The sequence below is a fragment of the Kitasatospora sp. NPDC023176 genome, assembly GCF_055560495.1.
On the sequence record NZ_JBVHIP010000001.1, the window covers coordinates 505268 to 527345 of the forward strand.

Annotated in this window: 15 protein-coding genes; 5 read left to right on the forward strand and 10 right to left on the reverse strand. The window is 76.0% G+C overall.

The annotated features are described in order from the left end of the window. The first annotated feature begins 39 nt into the window (after positions 1 to 39). Positions 40 to 615, forward strand: a complete 576-nt coding sequence (locus tag ACZ3YL_RS02575; RefSeq protein WP_262986072.1) for a GTP-binding protein — start codon at positions 40 to 42, stop codon at positions 613 to 615. A 98-nt stretch (positions 616 to 713) separates the two neighbouring features. Here the strand turns inward: ACZ3YL_RS02575 and ACZ3YL_RS02580 are convergent, their stop codons facing one another. The 8 genes from ACZ3YL_RS02580 to ACZ3YL_RS02615 form a co-directional block, all read right to left on the reverse strand. Then, entirely contained in the window at positions 714 to 1166 is a 453-nt protein-coding gene (locus ACZ3YL_RS02580) for a MarR family winged helix-turn-helix transcriptional regulator (protein WP_188307853.1), read from the reverse strand. A 131-nt stretch (positions 1167 to 1297) separates the two neighbouring features. Then, positions 1298 to 3313, reverse strand: coding sequence for a hypothetical protein (locus ACZ3YL_RS02585; RefSeq protein WP_465654865.1), 2016 nt, complete (start codon positions 3311 to 3313; stop codon positions 1298 to 1300). After that, positions 3310 to 7512 (reverse strand): vWA domain-containing protein, encoded by a 4203-nt coding sequence (locus ACZ3YL_RS02590; RefSeq protein WP_465654867.1) that lies wholly within the window; start codon positions 7510 to 7512, stop codon positions 3310 to 3312. The genes ACZ3YL_RS02585 and ACZ3YL_RS02590 overlap by 4 nt, the downstream gene beginning before the upstream one ends. A 2-nt stretch (positions 7513 to 7514) precedes the next feature. Then, positions 7515 to 8660: an ATP-binding protein gene (locus ACZ3YL_RS02595; protein ID WP_188309696.1), complete on the reverse strand. Its 1146-nt coding sequence runs from the start codon at positions 8658 to 8660 to the stop codon at positions 7515 to 7517. Then, entirely contained in the window at positions 8657 to 13792 is a 5136-nt protein-coding gene (locus ACZ3YL_RS02600) for a hypothetical protein (RefSeq protein WP_465654869.1), read from the reverse strand. Before ACZ3YL_RS02600 ends, ACZ3YL_RS02595 begins: the two co-directional genes overlap by 4 nt. Beyond that, complete coding sequence (locus ACZ3YL_RS02605; RefSeq protein ID WP_411293099.1) at positions 13789 to 14646, reverse strand: DUF4132 domain-containing protein; 858 nt, start codon at positions 14644 to 14646, stop codon at positions 13789 to 13791. The genes ACZ3YL_RS02600 and ACZ3YL_RS02605 overlap by 4 nt, the downstream gene beginning before the upstream one ends. A 277-nt stretch (positions 14647 to 14923) precedes the next feature. Then, a complete protein-coding gene (locus tag ACZ3YL_RS02610; RefSeq protein ID WP_465654872.1) occupies positions 14924 to 15706 on the reverse strand; it encodes an ABC transporter ATP-binding protein in 783 nt (260 codons plus the stop codon). Between the two features lie 27 nt (positions 15707 to 15733). Continuing rightward, positions 15734 to 16756: an ABC transporter substrate-binding protein gene (locus ACZ3YL_RS02615; RefSeq protein ID WP_465654874.1), complete on the reverse strand. Its 1023-nt coding sequence runs from the start codon at positions 16754 to 16756 to the stop codon at positions 15734 to 15736. 108 nt (positions 16757 to 16864) lie between these two features. Here ACZ3YL_RS02615 and fhuB point away from each other — a divergent pair, with 108 nt between their 5' ends. The 3 genes from fhuB to ACZ3YL_RS02630 all read left to right on the forward strand — a co-directional run bounded on the left by fhuB (position 16865) and on the right by ACZ3YL_RS02630 (position 20884). Then, on the forward strand, positions 16865 to 19024 hold the full coding sequence (gene fhuB / locus ACZ3YL_RS02620) for a Fe(3+)-hydroxamate ABC transporter permease FhuB (RefSeq protein ID WP_465654876.1): 2160 nt from the start codon (positions 16865 to 16867) through the stop codon (positions 19022 to 19024). Further along, positions 18994 to 20220: an enterochelin esterase gene (gene fes / locus ACZ3YL_RS02625; protein WP_465655250.1), complete on the forward strand. Its 1227-nt coding sequence runs from the start codon at positions 18994 to 18996 to the stop codon at positions 20218 to 20220. Before fhuB ends, fes begins: the two co-directional genes overlap by 31 nt. 70 nt (positions 20221 to 20290) lie before the next feature. After that, positions 20291 to 20884 (forward strand): DUF397 domain-containing protein, encoded by a 594-nt coding sequence (locus ACZ3YL_RS02630; RefSeq protein WP_465654878.1) that lies wholly within the window; start codon positions 20291 to 20293, stop codon positions 20882 to 20884. 43 nt (positions 20885 to 20927) lie between these two features. On the opposite strand, the gene ACZ3YL_RS02635 is transcribed toward ACZ3YL_RS02630, so the two are convergent. After that, positions 20928 to 21479: a YceI family protein gene (locus ACZ3YL_RS02635; protein ID WP_188309692.1), complete on the reverse strand. Its 552-nt coding sequence runs from the start codon at positions 21477 to 21479 to the stop codon at positions 20928 to 20930. A 121-nt stretch (positions 21480 to 21600) separates the two neighbouring features. Next, a complete protein-coding gene (locus tag ACZ3YL_RS02640; protein ID WP_188309691.1) occupies positions 21601 to 21864 on the reverse strand; it encodes a Uma2 family endonuclease in 264 nt (87 codons plus the stop codon). On the opposite strand from ACZ3YL_RS02640, the gene ACZ3YL_RS02645 reads away from it, so the two are divergent. After that, positions 21859 to 22077, forward strand: coding sequence for a hypothetical protein (locus ACZ3YL_RS02645; RefSeq protein ID WP_188309690.1), 219 nt, complete (start codon positions 21859 to 21861; stop codon positions 22075 to 22077). The genes ACZ3YL_RS02640 and ACZ3YL_RS02645 overlap by 6 nt on opposite strands. Position 22078: the final 1 nt, after the last annotated feature.

The window sequence follows — 22078 nt, forward strand, 5'->3', positions numbered from 1 at the left end:
ATCCCAGCGCCACCCCAGTTCCCTTCCAGGAGACCCGAATTGACGACCCAGAGCCTGGTGCCGGGCGCGGTCAAGATCCTCGTCGCCGGCGGCTTCGGCGTCGGGAAGACCACCATGGTCGGCTCGGTCAGCGAGATCGAACCACTGCAGACCGAGGAACGGATGACCCGCGCCAGCATCGGGGTCGACAGCCTCGAAGGCGTCCAGGGCAAGTCCACCACCACCGTGGCGATGGACTTCGGGCGGATCACCGTCCGCGAGGACCTGGTGCTCTACCTCTTCGGCACCCCGGGGCAGTTCCGGTTCTGGTTCATGTGGGACGACCTCGCCCTCGGCGCCCTCGGCGCGATCATCCTCGCCGACACCCGGCGGCTCGAATCCAGCTTCGCCGCCGTGGACTTCTTCGAGCAGCGCGGCATCCCCTTCGCCATCGGGGTCAACTGCTTCCACGGCCGCCGCGAGGCCTCCCCGGAGGACGTCCGCCGGGCCCTCGACCTCGGGCCGGAGGTACCGGTGGTGCTGTGCGACGTCCGGGAGCGGGCGTCCAGCAAGGAGCTGCTGCTCGCCCTGCTCGACCGGGTGCACCGGGACGCACTGGCCGCCGGGCGGCGGTGAGGCGCCGGGATACCGGGGCGCCGGGGTACTGGGGTACTGGGGCGCTGCCTGGGGGCACTGCCCGGTGAGGCGCTGCCCGGCGGACGGCCTTGGCGGTGTTACGGCTTCGCCGGGGTGAGCTCGGCGAGCGCGTCCACCAGCGGCGCCAGCTCGGGCAGTTCGGCGGCCTGTGCCAGGGTCGCCTCCAGGGTCGCGTCGTGCACCGGGCGGGCCGCCTCCAGCAGGGCACGGCCCTCCGGCGTCAGCTCGGTGTAGATGCCGCGCCGGTCGTCCGCGCAGAGGTAGCGGCTGAGCAGCCCGCGGTCCTCCAGGCGGCTCACCAGGCGAGTGGTCGCACTGCTGCTCAACGCCGCCGCACGGGCCAGCTGCTGCATCCGCATGTGCCAGCCGTCCTGCCGGGACAGCGCCTCCAGCACCGTGTACTCGACCACGGAGAGCTTGTGCTCCGCCTGGAGCGCCCTCTCCAGCGCGGCGTCGATCAGCCCGTGCAGTGCGGCAAGCGTCCGCCAGCCACCGGCCCGGACCTCGGCCGCGTCGTCACGGATGGACATGGCGCACCTTCCCTTCGTGTTCGCCTGTACCTCTGGGCCTCTGGACGTCCGTGTCCGTACGCCCTGTGCTGTCTGCTGTCTCCCAAGTATGCCAGTTGGCGCGGATTATCGGTCTCTGCAAATACTTCGACTTATACCTCCGCCGGTCGCGCCCCCGCCTCACCCGCGGCTTCGTCGTCTCCCCAGGCGGCGGCGCAGAGCGCGGCCGCCAGCGCTTCGGTGTAGCCGGCGGCCGCCAGCCAGGCGGCGGCGAAGGCGTCGTGGTCGTCCGGGACGGTCCGGCCGAACACGTCGCGCCGCTGGTCCGCCGCAGCCGCCCGGAGAGCGTCCAGCAGCTCGGCGGCGGTGACCAGCCCGGCCGCGCGCAGCAGGCTCCGGTCCGCCGCCGCCGTCGCCGTGCTCGGGCCGAGGGCGGACCGGCCGGTGGTGACCGTCTGCTCCACCCGGCGGCCGAGCACGTGCACCGGCGGGCCGACCGGCGGTGCGGCGGGGAGCACGGCAGCTTCGGCGGGGCGCACGTGCCCGTCGGTGGGCTGGAGGTCGGCGGTCTGCAGGCGCTCCAGACCGAGGTTGGCCCGGCCCGCCCGGTCGGCGGCGAGGGCGAGACGGACCGGCCCGAGCCGGCCGGGAGCCTCCGGGGGCGTGCCGATCGCCAGGACGCGCAGCTCCGGACGGTCGGCGCGCTCCAACCGGCCGATCAGCCGCAGCCGCAGGCCGGGGGCGGTGGCCAGCAGGGCCAGATTGGCCCGGAAGGCCAGCTCAGGGTGCTCGTGCCCCGGCCGCAGCACCACCACCAGCCCGTCCGGCCCGTCCGGCCTGCTCCCGGCGGCACGGGCGAGCAGCTGGAGCGCCCCGCCCGGACCGGTCGGGGCCGCGCCCAGCAGGGTGACGTCCAGGAACAGCAGGTCACTCCCCGCCGGACGGTTCTCGTACGGCAGCTCCTGCGCCGCCAGGGCCCGCGCCACCTGGACGGCCGGCGGCTCGGCCCAGAGCCCGGCCACCGGCTCGGCCGTCCAGTCCGCGCCCGCCGCGCGGACCGCCCGGACGGACGCCCCGGCGCCCAGCCGGCCCCCGGCGGACCTGGTCGCGCCCTGGACCGCCAGCCCGGCCCGGCTGAACTCCCGGTGGCTGAGCGCGGCATCACCCAGCCGCACCGTCCGGCCACCCGCCCCCACGGCCAGCGGGGCGGCCGTCGCGGCGTCGCCGTGCGGTGTCACCTCGGCGACCGTGCTGAGCCGGCCGCCCGCGTCCACCACCCAGCTGACCGCGCCCGCGTGGGTCGCGGTGAGCACCGGCTCGGCGAACAGCCCGTACAGCCGCAGGCCGCCCTCCTGGGCGTAGACCTGGCGGGCGGTGCCGCGCAGGGCCGCGAGCGGCGCGGGGGTTCGCGCGGGGACGGAGGTGGTCAGGGCGGAGGTGGTCAGGGCGGAGGTGAGACCGAGCAGCTCGCGCAGGCCGGCCACCAGGTCCGCCAGCCGGTGGTCGGGCGCGCCGGAGCGCGCCGCCCGGATCCTGGTCACCACCGCGACCGCCGCCGCGGCCGGGCGGTACAGCCCCGCCACCCGCGCCCGGTGCCCGGCCCGCAGCAACTCGGCCTGCGAGACCGCGCCCGCCCCGCTCACCCCGGCGGCCAGCAGCGCGCAGGCGGCCCGGTGGAGGTGCCGGGCTGCGGCGAGTTCGGACGGGGCGAGGGCGGCGGGGGCTTCCGGGGCTCCGACGGGCTCGACCGGTCCGGACGCCGTCACTGCCTCCGCTGTCTCTGCCGTCTCTGCTGTCTCTGGCGCCTCTGCCGCCTCCGCTGCCCCGGTCACGTCCGACGGCTCGACTGCGTCGACGTTCTCGGCCAGTGGGCAGAGGGTGACGGCGGCGGCGCGGTGGACGCAGGCCGGGGCCAGCAGGCAGCCGCAGCGCACGTCGGCCGGGTCGGCGACCACCCCGCCCGGGGCGTGCAGGACGAGCAGGCTCTCCTCGTCCACCCGCACCCGCCACTTGTCGCCGGCACGGCCGAGCGGCTGCTGCGCCAGCTTCGCGGCCGCACCGTCCAGCCGCTTCTGCAGCCGGGCGCTCAGCCCGGACACCACCTCGGCGACCACCTCGGGCCGGACACCCGGCCAGCCGTCGCCCTGCGTCGTCCGCGTCGCGTTCATCGCACCTTCTCCCCCACCCAGCGGGCCAGTTCCAACGGGCTCAGTGCCGCCACCGGCATACCGGCCGCGACCAGCTGGCCCGCGACCGACGTCGAGTACCGGGCCGTCCCGGTGTCGTCCAAGGCCGCGCAGCCGAGCAGGTGCACGCCGGAGTCCACCAGCGCCCGGGTCTGGGCGATCAGCCCGTTGACCGGACCGCCCTCCTCGAAGTCGCTGACCACCGCGATCAGTGTCCGCGACGGCACCGTCACCAGCTCCCGCGCGTAGCGCAGCCCGGTCGCGATGCTGGTGCCGCCGCCGACCCGCACCTCCAGCAGCAGGCTCAGCGGATCCGCCACCCGCTCCGTCAGGTCGAGGACCTCGGTGGAGAAGGCGACGAAGTGGGTGCTCAACGAGGGCACCCCGGCCAGGATCGACGCGGTGAGCGCCGCCCAGACCGTGGAGGCCTCCATCGACCCGGACACGTCCACCACCAGGATCAGCCGCCAGTCGTTGGCCTGCCGCGCCCTGGTGCGGAAGACCGGACGTTCGGGGACGATCACCGTCCCGCCGCCGTCCGGATCCAGGCGGGCGGTGGCCAGGTTCGCCCGGATCGTCCGGTGGAGGTCCAGCCCGCCGCCCGGACGCCGGGACGGACGCGGCACGCTGATCCCGGTCAGCGCCGGACGCAGCCTGGTCGCCAGCTCACGGCTCAACTCGTCGACCAGCCGCCGCACCAGCGGGCGCAGCCGGGCCACCCGTGCCTCGGGCAGGCCGCCCGAGTGGTCCAGCACCGTCCGCAGCAGGTCCACCGACGGGCGGACGGCGGACGGGTCGATCGCCTCCAGGACGTCCGACCGGCCATGGGCGACGGCCGTCGCCAGGACCTCCTCCCGCACGCCCGGACCGAACAGCGCCTCCAACTCCTCGGCCCACTCGCGCACCCCGGGGAACGGTGCCTCGCGGCCACCCCGCCCACCGCTCCGGTCGTCCAGGCCCGGACCGGAACCCTCACCGTGCCCGCTGCCGTACAACTCGTCCAGCGCGGTGGCGAGTCGGGCACTACGGCCGGCGAGGCCAGCCCTACCCGGGCGGCCCAGCAGCAGGCGCCAGCGCTCGGCCGGAGCGAGGGCGTGCTCCGAGCACGGTGGCTGCCCGGCGGACGGCGCCGGCACCGCCCCCGACACCGGAACCGGTTCCGGCTCCGGCCCTGGCTCAGGCTCCGGCTCCGGCTCGCTGTGCCCGGCGGCGGGCGGCAGCAGACCGCGGCCGGCCAGCAGCCGGCGGGCCGCCAGGTCAGCGCGGACCCAACGGGCCACCAGGGCGGGATCGGTCTGCTCCGGCAGCTCGGCGAGCCGGGTACCGAGGCGCTCCTCGACCAGGGACAGCAGTCGGTCGCGGGCGGCCGGGCTGAGCGTGTCGAAACCGCCCCGCAGCGCGGGCAGCCGGTCCAGGAACGCGGCGTCCGGCAGCGAGCCGACCCGCTCCAGCACCGGTTCGAGCGCCTCGGGCGCGCTGTCGAACAGCCCCTCCGCGGCGGTCAACACCCCGACCAGCGACCGCCCGAGCACCTGCCGCGCCCGAACGTCCGTCGCGCCGTCCACCCAGGACGCGGCCCGCCCGCCGAACACCCCGGCCGGCTCCAGCCCGAGCAGCACCCGCACCGCCCCGGCCGCCCCCCGCACCAATGGGCTCCCCCGCTCGGCGAGTTCACCCAGCACATACCCCAGCCGCACCCCGCCCAGCCGATCCGCCCGCCGAGCCAACTCCACCAACGCCCGTGCGTCCGCCGGATCGTCCGACCCGCCCAACCCCTCCACCTGCCGCACCGCCACCGCCGTCAGCACCTCCACCGCCATGTCGACCGGCGATGCAGGGCGCGGCGGCGTGGCCGCTGCCTCCGGCGCCGCGTCGAGCGGGGGCACCGGGCCCGACGGCCCGAACACGGCGCCCCGGGGCGGAACGGCCGACACCTCGCGGTCCTTGGCGCCGGCGGTCAACCGGCCGGCAGCTGCGTCGAGGGGCGGTACGAGCCCTGACGGCCCGCCGACCGGACCGGAGGCCCACACGGCAGGCAGCGCGCCGCCCTGAGCGGCGACTGCCGGCCGACCGTCAACCACCGCACCTGCGACGTGCGTTGACCGGCGCCCGGCGACACCCGCGCCGTCCGAGGCTGCCGGGACGACAAGCGAACCGGCGGGCGCCGCCGCTCCGACGAGTCCGAGCGGGGAGCCCGGCACGGCAGCAGCCGGAGAGGTGGAAGAGAGTCCGACGTCAGCTGAATCGCCTGCGACAACCGCCCCGACCGGCAGGACCACGGCATCACCCGGGCTACCTGCCACCGCCACACCGGCGGGCAGGGCCTCAGCATCACCCGGGCCGCCCGCCGGCACCGCGCCGGGGGGCGGTGGTTGGGGGGCGGGGCCGGCGTGGATGGGGGCGATGGGGAAGTGGCCGGCGGTGAGGCGGTCCAGGAGGGTGAGGGCGGCGAGGAGGTCGGGGAGGGTGGCGGTGGCGGGGAGAGTGGTGGTGAGTTGGGTGAGGCGGGTGGTGGTGAGGGCGGGGAGGGCGCAGGAGGCGGCGGCGGTGAGGCCGTCGATGATCTCGCGGGGGGTGGGGTCGTCGGTGAGGCGGCTGCGGAGGGTGCCTTCGGCGGCTTGGGCGGGGGTGACGCCGCGGGCGCCGGCGACGGTGAGGAGGGCGGCGACGGTGGGGGTCCAGTGCAGGCGCCAGCGAGCACCGAGGGTTTCGGTGCCGCCCGGGCCGGTGGCGGGGACGGGGTCGGCGTAGGGAACGCCGCAGGCCGTGAGGCGGTGGAGGAGGATCTCGCGGCGGCGGTCGAGGGGGCTGCGCAGCGGGTCGAGGCGCAGTTCGCGCGGGCCCGGGTCGGTGGGGCCGGGGAGGCCGAGTTCGGTGAGGAGGGTTTCGACGGCGGGGGCGAGTCCGCTGCGCGGGGCGGCGGGGGTGGGCTGCCCGGTGCGGGTGCCGACCAGGACCTGTTCGAGGGCGCGGGCGACGGCCCGGCCGCGGCCGAGGGGTTCGCCCTGGGCGAGGACGGTCTGGACGGCTTCGACGAGTTCGCCGCGGCCGGGGGCGGCGTGGCCGCGCAGCCGGGCGAGGTCGCCGGCCAGGCGGACGATCTCGCGGGCGTCGGCGGGGCCGGAGGGGTGGTCCTGGGTGCGCAGGGCGGCGCAGATCCGGACGGCGGTGGTGGTGAGCGCCTCGGTGAGGCGGTCCGGGTCGCCCGCGGCGTCGAGGACGGTGTGCTGCCACTCCGGGTCGCGGATGCCCGCCGGGTAGCCGGAGCGGGCGTCCAGGAGCGGGTAGGTGTACGGGATCAGGGAGAGCACGTGGCCGGGGTCGTCCTCGCCGGGCGGCCGGTCGGCAGCGGTGGGCCCGTCGAGCAGCGCGGGGGCGTGGAAGGAGCCGACGACCACGGCGATCCGGCGCCCGTCGGCGGCGGCGGCCCGGATGCGGGTGCGCATCCAGGTTTCGCGGCGCAGGTCGTACGGGTCGACGCCGGGGCCGGCCTCGGCGTCGTGGCGCAGGGCCCAGCCGACCGCGAGGGCGGCGCGCCGGACGGCTTCGGGGGTGGAGCCGGGGGCGGCGGTCTCGACCAGGCGGTCCCAGAGGTCCTCGTCGGAGTCGCGGCCGGTGAGGCGGTGGCGCAGCGCGTCGGCCACGCCGGGGGTGTCGGGACCGTCGGACGGGCGGCGGCCGTGGGTGCCGTCGGTGCCGGTGCGGTGGGCGAGCGGGAGGTCGCAGGCGATGGCCTCCACGCCGTTGCGCCGGGCCCAGCGCAGGGCGACGAGTTCCGGGGAGAAGTCGGCGAAGGGGTAGAAGGCGAGCCCGCCGGAGTCGTCGGACGGGTCGGCCGGGGCCGCGGCGAGGGCGACCGGGGCCCGGGTGTCCTCGTCGGCGAGCCGGTCGAGCCAGGGCTGGAACTCGGCGGGCAGTTCGACCAGGACGGCCTCGGGGCGGGCGGCGTCGAGCAGCGCGGGGAGGACCGCACTGAGGGAGGGCGCGTGGTGGCGCACGCCGATCAGGTAGGGCCCGGGACGGTCGGTGCCGGAGCCGGCCAGCCGGTCCGTCTCGGCGCGGACGTCGGGGTCGGTGCCGGTTCCGATGTCGGTGCCGGTTCCGACGTCCGGGCCGGTTCCGACGTCGGGGCCGGCCCCGAGGGAGTCGTCCGGGGTGGGCTTCACCGCGCTGCTCGTCATCGTCAGGCCTCCAGTGCCGAGCGGAGGTCCCACAGGGTGCGCCAGGTGGCGGCGCCCTGTTCGGCGCGGCGGCGGACCGGGCCGTCCCAGTAGCCGAGCAGCCGGGCCGCGTCCGCCGGGTCGTCCTTGCGGACGACGCCGAGGAGTTGGCCGGGGAGGCGGCCGAGGAGGTCGCCGCCGTCGGGGAGGTAGGCGGCGGTGACGCCGAGTGCGGTGGCGACGGAGACGGCTTCGGCGGTGCTCATCACGGTGGACGGGCGCTCGACCTCCCAGCCCTCGGTGGAGCGGCCGGTGCGCAGGTCGCGGAAGGCGGTGACCAGCGCCTCCAGGACGGCGTCGTCGACGGCGTAGCCGGCGCCGGCCCGGGCGACGGCGACGGTGGACTGGCGGCGGACCAGCTCGACCTCGGCGGCGAGGCTGCCGATCGGGCCGACCGTCTCGAAGTTGAACCGCCGCTTGAGGGCGGCGGACATCTCACTGACGCCCTTGTCCCGCAGGTTGGCGGTGGCGATCAGGGTGAACCCGGCGGCGGCGTGCAGCTGCCCGTCCGGGCTGCCGGCCAACTCGGGGACGGCGATGCGGCGTTCGGAGAGCAGGGAGACCAGGGCGTCCTGCACCTCGGGCAGGCAGCGGGTGACCTCCTCGACCCGGGCGACGGCCCCGGTGGTCATCGCGGTGAGCACCGGGGAGGGGACGAGGGCGTCGCGGCTGGGGCCCTTGGCGAGCAGCAGGGCGTAGTTCCAGCCGTACTTGAGCTGGTCCTCGGTGGTGCCGGCGGTGCCCTGGACGGTGAGCGCGCTGGTGCCGCAGACGGCGGCGGCGAGCAGTTCGGAGAGCATCGACTTGGCGGTGCCGGGTTCGCCGACGAGCAGCAGACCGCGTTCCCCGGCGAGGGTGACGACGCAGCGTTCGACCAGGGCGCGTTCGCCGACGAACTTGGGCTCGATGGCCAGGCTGCGGCGCCCGGCCTTGAGCTTCTCGCCGCCGCTGCCCATGACGAAGGTGACGACGGCGCGCGGGGTGAGGCGCCAGCCGGGCGGGCGCGGGCCGCTGTCGTGGGCGGCGAGGAACTCCAGTTCGGCGGCGTGCTTCTCCTCGGGCGGGACGATCTGCCGCGTTGCGGTGGTGGTGGTCTCGGTGCCGGTCATCGGCGGGCCTTCCTGCGCTTGCTGGTCTGGAGCTCTTCGTAGCCGGGGGCGTCGCCGTCGAGGGTGCGCTGCCAGGCGCGGGCGAACAGTTCGGGGACGGGCAGCTGCGGCAGCGCCGGCCGGTGGGTGGGCAGCGGGTAGAGGGCGGCCTTCCAGGTCTCCACCGGCAGGGCGGGGGACTTGGCCTCCTGCCAGCCGCCGGGCAGGAAGAGGGTGCGGCCGGCCCGGGCCCGCTTGGCCTCCAGCACCAGTCCGTCGGCGGCGGCGAGTTCGGCGCGGGCCCGCTTGAGCCGGGTGGGCTTCCAGCCCGTCCAGCGGGCGGTGTTGCGGTCCGTCGGGTCGGGCAGGGCGAGCAGCTGGAGGTAGAGCGCGGCCGCGTCCTCGCCCAGGCCGTGGGTGCGGGCCGCCTCGGCGACCAGCTCGGGCGCGCTGAACTGCGGGTTCTGCAGCCAGCTCTGGCCGTCGGCGGTGGCCGGCCGGGCGGCGGGGGCGACCAGGCGCTCCGGTTCGCCGCCCAGCACGGAGCGGACGGCGGTCAGGTCGTTGACGATCCAGTAGCCGTCGCCCAGGCCGAGGAGCAGGTCGAGCAGCGGGTCGTCGGGGCCGGTGAGGCCGGCGGGGCGCAGCCAGACCTGTTCGAACTCGGCGTGGTAGGGGCTGAGAACGAGCGCCGGGCCGCAGCGGACCAGGCCGTCCGGGTCGGCGCCGCCCTCGGCGGGCAGGCCGAAGTGTTCACGCAGGACGGCGGACACCGGGGCGCCCTTGGCGGTGCGGACCAGGCCGAAGCCGATCAGCAGCTCGGGGTCGGCGAGCCGGTCGCGCAGCGCGGTGGCCGTGCCGGCCAGCGGCGGGCGCAGCGGGCTGTCGGCCGGCAGGTGGTAGGCGAGCCAGCGCAGGGCATCGATCGCGCCGGTGAGGGCGGCGGGGACGGCGCTCGCGTCCTCGGGCTCCAGTTGGGTGACGCCCCGGCCGCTGTTGGTGTTCAGCCGGTAGGTGGTGGTGCGGGTGAGCCATGGCGCCCGGCCGGGGTTGAGCATCTCCTCGATCTGGCTGATGGACACGCCCCGGACGCCGGGCAGGACGTCCTCGGGGAGGGTGACGAGCTGTCCGAAGTGCCGGTTCCAGACCGCGGCCGCGGCCTGGACGTCAGGGCCCTCCGTCCACAGCCGCTTCGGGTCGTCGGTGGGCAGCAGGGCGCCCCAGACGTCGGCGATCGCGTGGTGGGCGTGCGCGCGCAGCCAGGCGTGGGCGGCCTTGACCTCGGCGGCCTTGAGGCCGTGTTCGGCGGGCACCGCGACCGTGCCCCAGTGCAGGAGGCCGGGGGGCGGGCAGAGCAGCAGGGTGGCGCGGGCGGTGCCGATGCCGGTGAGTTCGGCGAAGGCGGCGGCGTGGGCGGGCTGCCTGGGGACGGTGCCGCGCAGGGCGGCGACCCGACAGAACGTGGCGACCCAGGCGGCGCTGACGCGCTCCTCGGTGCCGCGCTCCTCGACGGTGGTGAAGTGGGCGACGGGACCGAACTCGCCGCTCGGGTCGTGGTCGACGGCGCGCCAGTGCACCGTCCCGTCCTCGTGCTGGTAGCGGTAGTCGAGGATCACCACGGTGCGGTCGCCGTGCCGCAGCACCTCGCCCTGCCGGTAGGGCTCCGGCCGCCGGCCCTTGGCGCGTTCGTCCGTCTCGGCGAGGACGACCTGGCGCAGGGTGGCGCCGCGGTCGGCGAGCGGCCCCCTGGTGAGCTCGCCGAGCAGCAGGACCAGTGTGGAGCGGTGCGCAGCCGTGGTGAGCGGGTTGGCGACGGCGTGGGCGAGGACGTCCACCCGGCCGAGCAGGTGCCGCCAGCCGTTGTGGGCGTCGCCGCCCCGCAGGGTGACGGTTCCCTGGGCGGTCCAGCCTCCGTCGGCCGCACCGCCGTCGGCTGCGCCCTCGCCGGCCCGGCCCTCGCCGACCGGGACGGTCGGGGCCACGAGCGCGGCGCTGACGGCCCGCAGGTTGTTGAGCACGTGGTACTGCGCGGGCGTGCCCCAGCTGTTGCCGAGGCCGGCCGTTTCGGGCAGGACGGCACCGACCGCGTCACGCAGCTGGTGGTCACGGCCGTGGACGGGACGGAACTCGGCGGCCGCGGCCTTGCTGGGCCGCTCGGCCTCCGGCTGCGGGAGGAACCGGGCGACCCGGTCGAGCAGGTCGGCGGCGGTGCGGGCGAACCCGGCGACGCCGGCCAGCAGCAGCGGGTGGGTGATCCCCGGGAGGGCGGCGCCGACCGCCTCGACCGGCAGGCTGCCGCGGGCCTCGCCGTGCTGGGCGAGCGGGCGCCGCACTCCCTGGACGGTGAGCCAGCACTGCTCGCCCGCCGGGAGGGGTTCGGTGTCGACGGGCCAGGCGAGGTCGATCAGCCGGGCGGCCTGCTCGGTGGTCAGGGCGCGCAGCACCCGGGAGCCCGCCTCGTCGCGGGGCCGCAGGGCGTGCCAGTGGTCGTACGGCGGGATCAGCGCGGTGCCGGCGGCGGACAGCTCGCCCGACCGGCAGGAACGCACGCCCGCGGTGCGGTCCGCGCCGCCCGCGAGACCGGGCAGGTTGAGGAAGAGGAACTCGCCGGTGCGGGTGACCACCGGGCCCTGCGCGCCGGGCAGGGCGAGCCGGCCGACCGGGACGATGTGGGCCTGGGTGTCGTCGCGCCCGTCCTGCGGCAGGACGATGCGCTGCCCGTCGGCGGTGAAGGTGGTGACGGCCCGTCCGGCATCGCGGCGGACCCAGCTGCCGAGCACGGTGCCGTCGGTGCCGAGCGGGGTGCCCTCCAGACCGGGCTGCAGCGGCAGCAGGCGGGTGCTGTCGAGGACGAGCCGGCCGGCCGCCGCGGTGGCGGCGATCACCGGCGGTTCGGCGGCCCGGCCCAGGGTGCCGGTGGCCGGGTCGAGTTCGTGCAGGACCGCGGTGCCGTCCGGGGCGTGGCGCACTGTCCAGTGGCCGGTGCCGTCGCCGAGGACGGGGTGTGCCTCGGGCAGCCGGGTGTCGCCGGGGTGCAGCGGGCGGGCGCCGGTGGTGCGGCCGCCGCCGGGCAGCGGGAGGGAGGTGTCGTCGGGGTGGCGGTCGCCGTAGTGGTAGCCGGCGATGCTGCGGCCGGTCAGCTCGAAGACCTGCTCCGGTCGGCTGGACCAGTAGGCCTTCTGGCCGCCGGCCTCCTGCCAGACGACGAGGAGTTCGCCGTCGACGAACCGCAGCCGGGGCCGGTTGTACGTGCCGGGCAGCGGGGGCACCCGCAGGGTGTGCTCCAGCAGGATGCCGTCCGGGCCGACCACGAGGGCCCGGTCGTGGCGGGCGAGGACGAGGTGGGGCCAGGCGTCCTCGACGATCAGGTCGTCGAGGCCCTGGCGGCGGTGGCCGGGGGCGGTGCGCGGGTGGGCGTCGGGGGCGGGCGGGTCGGCGAGCCGGGCGAGCGCGTCCTCCAGGGCGGGCCAGCCGAGTTCGTCCAGGATGCCGGCGCCGAGGGCGCGGGTGAGCAGCCCGGTGACGTCGAGCGCGGCGATCTTCTCGGCGGCGGCCGGGGCGACCGTGCGGATGGCGGTGCGGTGCAGGGTCAGCGAGCGGACCAGGTCGTCGGCGCCGACCAGGCCGCGGATGGTTGCGAGGTCCTCGGCGCGCTCCTCTGCCCACTCCCGGAACAGCTCGTTCAGCAGCGGCAGGGCGGCCGAACGGTGCGTGACGGCCGGCTCCCAGGCAGCCGGGGCGGCGCGGCGCAGCAGCGGCCGGAAGCGTGCGTCGGCGGCGACGGCGGCGAGTGAGGCGCCGGCCGCACCCGGCCGGCCCTCCGTGCCGCTCTGGGAGACCCACTGGCGCAGGTCGAGGCCGAGGCCGGCCGGCGGGTCGGCCACCGGGATGCCCGCGGCGAGCAGGAGTTCCAGCAGGTCGATCCGGGTAAGGCTGCCGTTGGTGCCGGTGAGGAGGTCGACCGGGACGGCGTCGGTGCGCAGCCGCTCGACCATCCGCCCGGCCAGGGCGACAGTGTCCGGGCAGCTGGGCCTGTTGCGGTAGCCGCGGCCGAGGTGGTGGCACCAGCGCTGCAGCCAGGCGGCGGCGGGCTCGGCGCCCTCGGCGCGCGGGCCGGTGAGGAGTTCCTCGGCGCCGGTGTCGGCGAGGACCGCCAGCCAGGCGGCGTCCTGCGCGGCGGCGTCGGTGCCGCCGGTGGCCGGGTCGGGCAGCAGCTCCAGCAGCCGGGTGCGGATCTGGGCGTCGCGGCGGCCCAGTTCGACGAGGGCGCCGTGCCAGGACGTCCAGAACGCGGCGGGCGCCCGGTTGACCGCCGGGGACTCCAGCAGCTCGGCGAGCAGGGCCTGTTCGTGCTCGGCGCGGTCCAGCCCGGCGGCCCGGATCAGCGCTCGGGCGTCCTCGGCGACCCCGGCGTACGGGGCCATGCCGGCCGCGGAGCGTTCGGTGCACAGCTGGCGGAAGCGCTGCCAGGCGGTCTGCGGGTCGAGCCGCCGGGCGAGCTCCTTGACGTACTGGCGCAGGGACTTGACGGTGAGCGCACCGGCCAGGGCGAACTCCAGGAAGACGGCGCGCAGCCGCTCCTCGTCGACGGGCAGGGTGTGGGTGCGCTCGGCCTCGCGGGCCTTGCCGAACCAGGCGGCGGCGTAGGTCTGGTTGCCGTGGGCGAGGAAGATCCGGCCGACCTCCTCGCAGAAGGTGGGCAGGAAGTGCGGGACGGCGCGGCCGAGCCGGGTGGCGAGCTCGTCGAAGCCGTCCTTGGCGGCGCCGGGCTTGGACCGGGCCTGCCGGGCCAGCCGTTCCAGGTCCTTGACCAGGGCGAGCGCGTGGTGCCCGTTGGCGGGGTCGTGGACCAGCGCCCAGGCAGGGAAGCCGAGCGCCTCCTGGCGGACCTGGCCGACCTCGGCGGGCTCCCCGTCGGGGGCGAGGCCGAGGAACTCCAGCGCGAGGTCCTCGGCGGGGCCGAGCGCGCCGGGGACGAGCCGGACGATCCGGCGGCCGTCGAGGGCGGGGTGGGCGTAGCCGCGGGCGGTCAGCACGTCGGCGGCGCTGTCGGGGCGGCCGGCGTCGGGCAGGGTGCCGGAGGGCAGGACGGCGCCGGCGTCGAGCAGCGCCTCGGGCGTCGCGGCGCCCTGGTGCGGGACGGTGGTGGTCATGCGGCGTCCTCCCCTTCGATCGTGCGGCCCGCGTACAGGGCGGCGGCCATCCTCATGCCCTCGGACCAGGCGACCGGCCCGACCTCGGTGAGCGGCAGGGACCGGCCGTCGGGGCCGGCCCAGCTGAGCGCGCCCGTCTCGCAGGCGTCGTACTCGTAGTAGTCGCCGACCCACACCCGGGCCTCGACGGTGCGGCCACCCTCGGTGATCGGTTGGACGGCGGAGCCGCCGCGGACCCGGCAGCCGAGCCGGGTGCAGCGCCCGACCAGCTCGCGCAGTTCGCGGTAGCGGCCGCCGGCGTAGGTGCTCAGCCCGGTGCCGGCCGGGGGCTCGGCGGGCCGGTGCCAGACCTCGCGGTAGAGCTGCTGGACGCGCTGGGAGACGCCGAGTTCGACGGCGAACTCGCGCAGGTCGTCGAGGTCCGGGAGCAGCACCGGGTGGGGTATCAGGACCTCGCTGTCGGTGAGGCGCACGGTGTCGCCGTCCAGGTCGACCAGGCCGAGGCCGCGCTCGGCGTCGGCGTCGCGCAGGAAGCCGGCCACGGCGCCGTCCGCGCCGGTGACCACGACGTCCCGCAGGACGGCCTGCCAGGCCTCGTCCGGCCAGACGGCGGCGAGCACGGCGGCGGGCACCGGCAGCGAGCGCACCATCCACCGCTCGACGTCCTCCTGGCAGCGCCGCTCGTGCGCCGCGAGCCACTCGGCGAGCTGCTTGAGCTGGGTGACCACCGGGTCGTCACCGAGCTTCGACGGAACGGTTTTGAGCTCGCGGCCCGCCGCGTTGCGGCACACCACCCTGCCCGCTCCGTCGAGCGCGACGCGGTACCCGCCCGCGCCCGTTTCCACCCATGCCACGGCCGTACTCCTCCCACCGGGAACGTCGTCCTGGTCACCCTGCCGACCAGCGATGCGAGGAACGTAGCGAGGGACACTGACAACCCGACGGGCGGGGGGGGAGGCCGCTGGTGGGCGGGCGAGCCGAAACCACTCGAACGAGTGATCGATCGGGCACGAGGGGGCCGCCTTCGGGCACCTCGCCACCGGACGCCCGGACACCCGGACACCTCCGCCACCGGACACGCGCAGGCGGCGCCACCCCGGGGGTGGCGCCGCCGTACCGGCAGCCGGCCCGTCAGCCCCGCGGCGCCCGGGGCACGATGACCGGGGCGCCGTCGCCCGGCGCGGCCAGGACGTGGCTGTCGATGTCGTACAGCGCCCGCACCAGCGGCGCGTCCACCACCTCCCGGGGCGGCCCGCAGGCCACCACCGCCCCGCCCCGCAGGGCGACCAGCAGGTCGGCGTAGCGGGCGGCGGCCGCGAGGTCGTGCAGGACCATCACCACCGTGCGCCCGCCCGCCGCGACCTCCCGGACCAGTTCCAGCACCTCCACCGCGTGGCCGAGGTCGAGCGCGCTGGTCGGCTCGTCCAGCAGCACCACCGGGGCGTCCTGGGCGAGCACCATGGCGAGCCAGCAGCGCTGGCGCTGGCCGCCGGAGAGCTGGTCGAGGCGTCGGTCGGCGAGGGCGTCCACACCGGTGGCGCGCAGGGCCTCGGCGGTGAGCCGTTCGTCGTCGGGCGACCACTGGCGGAACAGGCCCTGGTGCGGGTGGCGCCCGTAGCGGACCAGCCCGGCCACGGTGACCGCCTCGGGCGCCTGGGGGCTCTGCGGGAGCAGCGCGACCCGGTGGGCGGCCCGGCGCGGGCTCAGCCGCCAGATGTCCTCGCCGCCGACCAGGATCCGCCCCCCGTCGGGCCGGTGCAGCCGGGCCACCACCCGCAGCAGGGTGGACTTTCCGCAGCCGTTCGGGCCGACCACCGCCACCACCTGCCCGGCGGGCACGGTGAGGTCGATGCCGCCGAGCACCGGGCGGCCGGGGCGGTACCCGGCGGTGACGCCCTGGATCGTCAACTCCATCTCACAGCCCCCCGGTTCCAGCCGCGCTCAGGATCCGGCCAGGGCCTTGCCGAGGTCGCCGATGACGACGTCGGCCGCCAGCGGGCCGCCCCGGGTGGACCAGACCGAACCGTCCACGGTGACGGTGTGGTCGTTCCTCACCGCGGTCAACTGCCGGTAGGCGGGCTTGGACTGGACGTCCTTGAGCGCGGCCTTGCCGTCGTCGGTGAGGGTGGACAGGAACAGCCAGTCGCCGTCGATCTCGGAGAGCTTCTCCAGGCTGAGCGCCGGGCTGTGGGCGTTGCCGTCCTTGTCCTGGGCGGCCGGGCGGGTGAGGCCCATGTCGAGGGCGACGCCGCTCGCGAACTGCTTCCTCTCCATCCAGCTCGGGCCGGTCGGGTTCCAGCGGACGATGGAGACGGCGGCGCCCTTGTTCTTGCCGAGGTCGGCGCCGGCCTTGACGGCCTTGGCCTGGTAGTCGTCGATCACCTTGTCGGCCCGGTCGAGCTTGTTGACGGCGTTCCCGATGCCCCGGAAGGCGAGCTTCCAGTCATCGGTGGGCGCCATGGTGACCAGGGTGGCGGGGGTGATCTCGCGCAGCTGCTTGAGCACCTGCTCGTCCTGCATGTCGCCGGCCAGGATGAGGTCGGGCTTGGCGGCGATCACCTTGTCCATCACCGGCTGCAGCAGGTTGCCGACCACCGGCACGCCCTGGACCTTGTCCTTGAGGTACGCGGGCGGCTCGCCCAGCCCCTGGCCGTTGGTGATGCCGACCGGCTTGACGCCGAGGGCGAGCACCGCGTCGAGGTCCTCCTGGGTGAGGGTGACGATCCGCTGGGGCGCGGCGGGGACCTCGACGGCCTTGCCGGTGGCGTCCTTGACGGTGCGCTTGCCGCCGTCGGCCGCGTCCGCCGCGCTGCCCGGGGCGGCGGACGCGGAGTTCGAGGACTTCTCGGAGTTCGAGCCCGAGGAGCCGCAGCCGGTGAGCAGGAGGGCGGCCGCCCCGGTGACGGCCAGCGCCCGGGCCGCGTGGCGGCGGGTGGGGCGGAGCGGGCTCTGGGCGTACGGCATGGATGCCTCCGGGGCGGGGGTGGTACGGGAGTTGGGTGGCGTCCGGGCAGCCGGGCAGCGCGGCGGTGCCCCACGGGACGCCCCCGTTGATTAGGTTAGCCTTACCTTATGACATCGTCGCACGTGGACGTCCACGAAGCGTCCACCGCCACCGCGCCCGACGCCCCTCCCCCACCGGCCCGGGCCCTGCGGGGCGGCGCCTGGGCGGTCGCCGCCGGGGCGGTCGCGCTCCTGCTCGCGCTCACCGCGCTGTCGCTGTCGGTCGGCGCCGGCGAGGCCGGAGCCGGACGGGTGCTGGACTACCTGCTCGACCGCCACGGCGCCCGCGCCGACGGCCGGCTCGCCCTGGTCGTCGGCGAACTGCGACTGCCCCGCACCCTCACCGCCCTGCTGGTCGGCGCCGCCCTCGGCGTGGCCGGTGCCCAACTCCAGTCCGTCACCCGCAATCCGCTGGCCGAGACCGGCCTGCTCGGCGTCAACGCGGGCGCCTCGCTCGGCGTCGTGCTCGGCATCGCCGTGCTCGGTGTGCAGACCTCCTACGGGTACCTCGCCTTCGCCTTCGGCGGCGCCGTCCTCGCCAGCACCCTGGTCCTGCTGATCGCGGGCAGCCGGGGCGGCGGCTCCCCCATGCGACTCGTCCTCGGCGGCTCCGCCGTCGGCGCGACCTTCGGCGGCATCACCGGCGTCCTCATCGTCAACTCACCCGAAGCGTACGACCGTTACCGGGTGTGGGTGCTCGGCTCACTGGCCGGGGTGGAGGGCTGGACGACCCTGCGCCAGCTCGCCCCCGTCCTCGGCGCCGGCTTCCTGCTCGCCTTGCTCACCACCCGGCCGCTCACCGCGCTCGCCCTCGGCGACGACCTCGCCCGCGGCCTCGGCCACCGCCCCGGCGCCACCCGCGCGGCCGTCGCCGTCGCCGTCACCCTGCTCACCGCCTCCGCCGTCGCCCTGGCCGGGCCGATCTCCTTCCTCGGCCTGCTCGCCGGCTTCCTGGCCCGCGCCCTCGCCGGGCCCCGGATCGGCCGACTCACCCTGCTCGCCGGGCTGTTCGGCGCCGCCGTGCTGACCGGCGCGGACGTCCTCGCCCGGGTGGTGGCCCGGCCCTTCGAGGCGCCGGTGTCGGTGATCGTCGCCCTGGTCGGCGCCCCCGCGCTGATCGCCATCGTCCGCTCCCGCCGCTCCGCCGCCCTGGCGCTCAACGACCCCGGCTCCGACGCTCCGCCCGTCCGGCGATCCGAACCACGCCCGGTGCGACCGGACTTGGTGCTGCGCCACGGAGCCTGGTCGCTGCTCGTCCCGCGCCGGCCCCTGCTCGCCGGACTCGCCCTGGCCGCCGGGCTGCTCGCCGCCGTGGTCGTCTCCGCGCACGCCGGGCAGAGCGAACTCGGCCTCGGCCGCACCTTCCAGGCCGTGTTCGGCCACGGCGAACGGCTGGACGTACTGCTGGTGCAGAAGTTCCGGCTCGGCCGGATCGTCGCCGGACTCGCCGCCGGCGCCGCCCTCGGACTCGCCGGCTGCCTGACCCAGACCCTCGCCCGCAACCGGCTGGCCACCCCCGAACTCCTCGGCGTCAACGACGGCGCCACCGCCGCCGTCCTGATCTCCGCCACCGCCTCCGGCACCTTCGGCGCCTGGTGGGCCGGACCGCTCGGCGCGCTGGCCGCCGTCCTGGTGGTCGCCCTGGTATCCGGCGGGCTCGGCGCGCGCGGCTACCGGGTGCTGGTCGTCGGGCTCGCCATGTCGGCGCTGGCCTCGGCGGTCATCCAGATCGCGCTGGCCCGGCGCTCGCTCAACTCGGCCGGCTCGCTGTACGTCTGGACCTCCGGCAGCCTCAACGGGCGGGACTACGCCATCGCCGCGCCCGTCCTGATCGGGCTCGCCGTGCTGGTCCCACTCGCCCTGGCGGTGGCCCGCCGGCTGGCGGTGCTGCGCTTCGACGACAGTGTGGCCGCCTCCCTCGGCGTCGACCCCGCCCGGGTCCGGCTGCTCTGCCTGCTGCTGGCCGTCACGCTCGCCGGGCTCGCCGTCGGGGTCTGCGGGCCGGTCGGCTTCGTGGCGCTCGCCGCGCCGGTGATCGCCGCCCGGCTGGCCGGACCGGCCCGGGTCCCGGTGCTCGGCTCCGCGCTGACCGGTGCGCTGCTCGTCGTCCTCGCGGACACCCTGGGGCGGGTGCTGATCGGCGGGGTGGAGATCCCGGTCGGCATCGTCACCACCGTGCTCGGCGGGCCCTTCCTGCTCTGGGTACTGCTCTCCCGCCGAACCAACTGAAGAAGGAACGAACGAAGTTGACCACCTTCCCGCTGATCGCCCCCGACCCCGACGACCCCGCGTACCGGCTGGTCACCTTCGTGTCCACCGCGCAGGACTGCGACGGCGTGCTCGCCCTCGTGCACACCGTCACCGACAAGGACCGGCACGCCGGAGACCTCACCCCGCACCTGATGCGGCGCCGGGGTGGCCGCTGGGAACTCACCCACCGGCTGCGCGCCGACCACCGCGCCTCCTACCAGCTGCACCCCTTCCACGGCCCGACCCCCGGCACCACCCGGGCCGACTGGCTGCACGTCCTCGACCACGCCCGCCCCGACCCCCACGACGACGAACCCCGCCTCCCGGCCCGCGACGGCCGCCACCCCTCCTCGGTGCTCAGCCTGCCGGAGGCCCCCGCCCAGCCGTACGTCCGGCGGCGCGAGGGCGTGCCGCGCGGGCGCACCGTCCGCCACACCGTCGCCGGGCGGCGGGTCGACGTCCACCTCCCGGCCGGGCACCTCCCGGACGGACACCTCCCGGCCGGACACGGCGCGGGCCCGTACCCGGTGGCGCTGCTGCTCGACGGCGAGCTGTGGGGCGAGGTGCTGTCCGTCGGCGACACCCTCGACAACCTGGTAGCGGACGGCGCGATCCCGCCCACCGTCACCCTGCTCGTCCACACCATGGGGCCGGGACGCCCCGACGACCTCAGCTGCAACCCGGCCTTCGTCGACCTCCTCGCCGACCGCCTCCTCCCCTGGGCCGGCGCCGAGTTCGGCGCGACCACCGACCCGCGCCGCACCGTCGTCGCCGGCCAGAGCGCGGGCGGCCTCACGGCCGCCTACGCGGCCTTCCGGCGGCCGGACCGCTTCGGCAACGCGCTCTCCCAGTCCGGCTCCTTCTGGTGGCCGGACGAGACGGAGTTCGACGAGGGCAGCGAATGGCTGACCCGCCGCTTCGCCGTCCAGCAGCGGCGGGAGGCCCGGTTCTACGTCGAGGTCGGCCTCCAGGAGTGGATGCTGCTCACCCAGAACCGCCACCTGCGGGACGTCCTCACCGCCCGGGGTTACGACCTCCACTACCGCGAGTTCAACGGCGGCCACGACTACGCCTGCTGGCGCGGCGGCCTCGCCGACGGCCTGGCCCACCTGCTGGGGTCACCCGTGGGGACGGTTCCGACCGGTCCGCACACCTCCGAGCCGCCGGGCGCCTGACGTCGAGGGCCCCACCGATGACCACGGGGGGTCAGCGATGAACACGTCCTCGTCCGCCACGCCACCGTCGATGTCCCGGAGGACCGAGGCGACCAGATCAAGCTCCGGCGGCACCGAGGACGGCGCCTGCGTCGAGGTCGCCCTCGCCCCGGGCACCATCCACCTCCGGGGCTCCAAGGACAGGACCGACCCCCAGCTCGCCTTCGGCCCGGACGCCTGGGCGCACTTCGGCTTCGACCAGGCCCCTGACGCCGCTGCCCGCGTCGACCTCGGCGGCGGGCGGGTGCTGGAATGCCTGGCCACCCCGGGCCACCACGAGGCGGCCGTCACCTCCTACGACCCGTGGACCGGCTTCCTGCTCACCGGCGACACCGTCTACCCCGGCCGGCTCTACATCGACGACTGGCCCGCCTTCGGCCGCACCGTCGAACGCCTGGTCCGCTTCGCGGAGAGCCGCCCCGTCACCCACGTCCTCGGCTGCCACATCGAGATGACCCGCGAGCCCGGCGTCGACTACCCGATCCGCACCACCTACCAGCCCGAGGAACCCCCGCTCCAGCTCACCGTCGGCCACCTGCACCGCATCCGCGCCGCCGTCGCCGAACTCGGCGACCGGCCGCGCCGGTACGCGCTGGACGACCTGATCCTCTGCCCGAACGACTGAGGCCCCGGCCGCCGCGTCGGCGACCGGGGCCCCGCACCTCGGACTACTTCTGCTTGATCGCGGAGATGTCGAACTCCAGGACGACCTTGTCGCCGACCAGCACGCCGCCGCCCTCCAGCGCCGCGTTCCAGGTCACTCCGTAGTCCTTGCGGCTGATCGTCACCGAGCCCTCCAGGCCGACCCGCAGGTTGCCGTACGGGTCGACGGCGTTGCCGGTGTACTCGAAGTCGATGTCGATCGAGCGGGTGGTGTCCTTGATGGTGAGGTCGCCGGTCACCCGGAACTCGGTGTCGGACTTCGCCGCGACCGAGGTGGAGCGGAAGGTGATCTCGGGGAAGGTGGGGGCGTCCAGGAAGTCGTTGGCCCGCAGGTGCTGGTCGCGCTGCTCGACGCCGGTGTCGATGCTCTCGGCCTTGATCACCACCTGGCCGGTCGACCGCGACGGGTCCGCGCCGTCCAGGTGGGCGGTGCCCTCGAACTGGTGGAACGCGCCCCGGACCTTCGTCACCATGGCATGGCGCGCCACGAAGCCGATCCGGGAGTGGGCGGGGTCGAGGACGTAGTCCCCGGTGAGGTCGGGGAGCGAAACGGTCATGGGTTACCTCCGCGTTGGCCTGGGTCCTGGCGTCAGTCTGCAACGTGTCAGTCCAATGCAGTACCCCCCGCCCGCCGCGCGGAGCCGCCCGGCCAAGTTCCCGCCAACGGACGAAGGCCGGTCAGTCCCGATAGGGGACGAGCCGCGCGAGGTCCAGTTCGAAGCCGAACGGCTCGGGGATCCGGATCGTCTCGCCGAACTCCCGCTCGGTGCGGGTGTGGTACCGGTCGCGGTTCGGCTCGGAGAACAGGGTGACGGTCTTCTGGCGTGGGTCGATGATCAGATAGAGCGGAAACCCCATGCGCGGGTAGTCGCGAACCTTCCCGGTCCAGTCGTTCTCGGGGTTGGAGGGGGAGACTGGATCGCCCTGGTGGTCGGCGTGCACTTCTTCGGTCTCGCGGCCGCCTGGCGCAGGCCCGCGCTGCGCACGCTCGGCGCGGGGATGGCGGGGTGCGGGGCGCTCGGGCTGGTGCTGGCGTTCTGCGGTGCCTCGGCGGCCGTGGTCGCCCTCGTGGCGGGAATCGCGCCCGGGCTGATGCTGCTCGGCTCGGTGTGGTGGTCCGGCCGGGCGGTGGTCGCGCCCGGCCGGACGGGGTGAT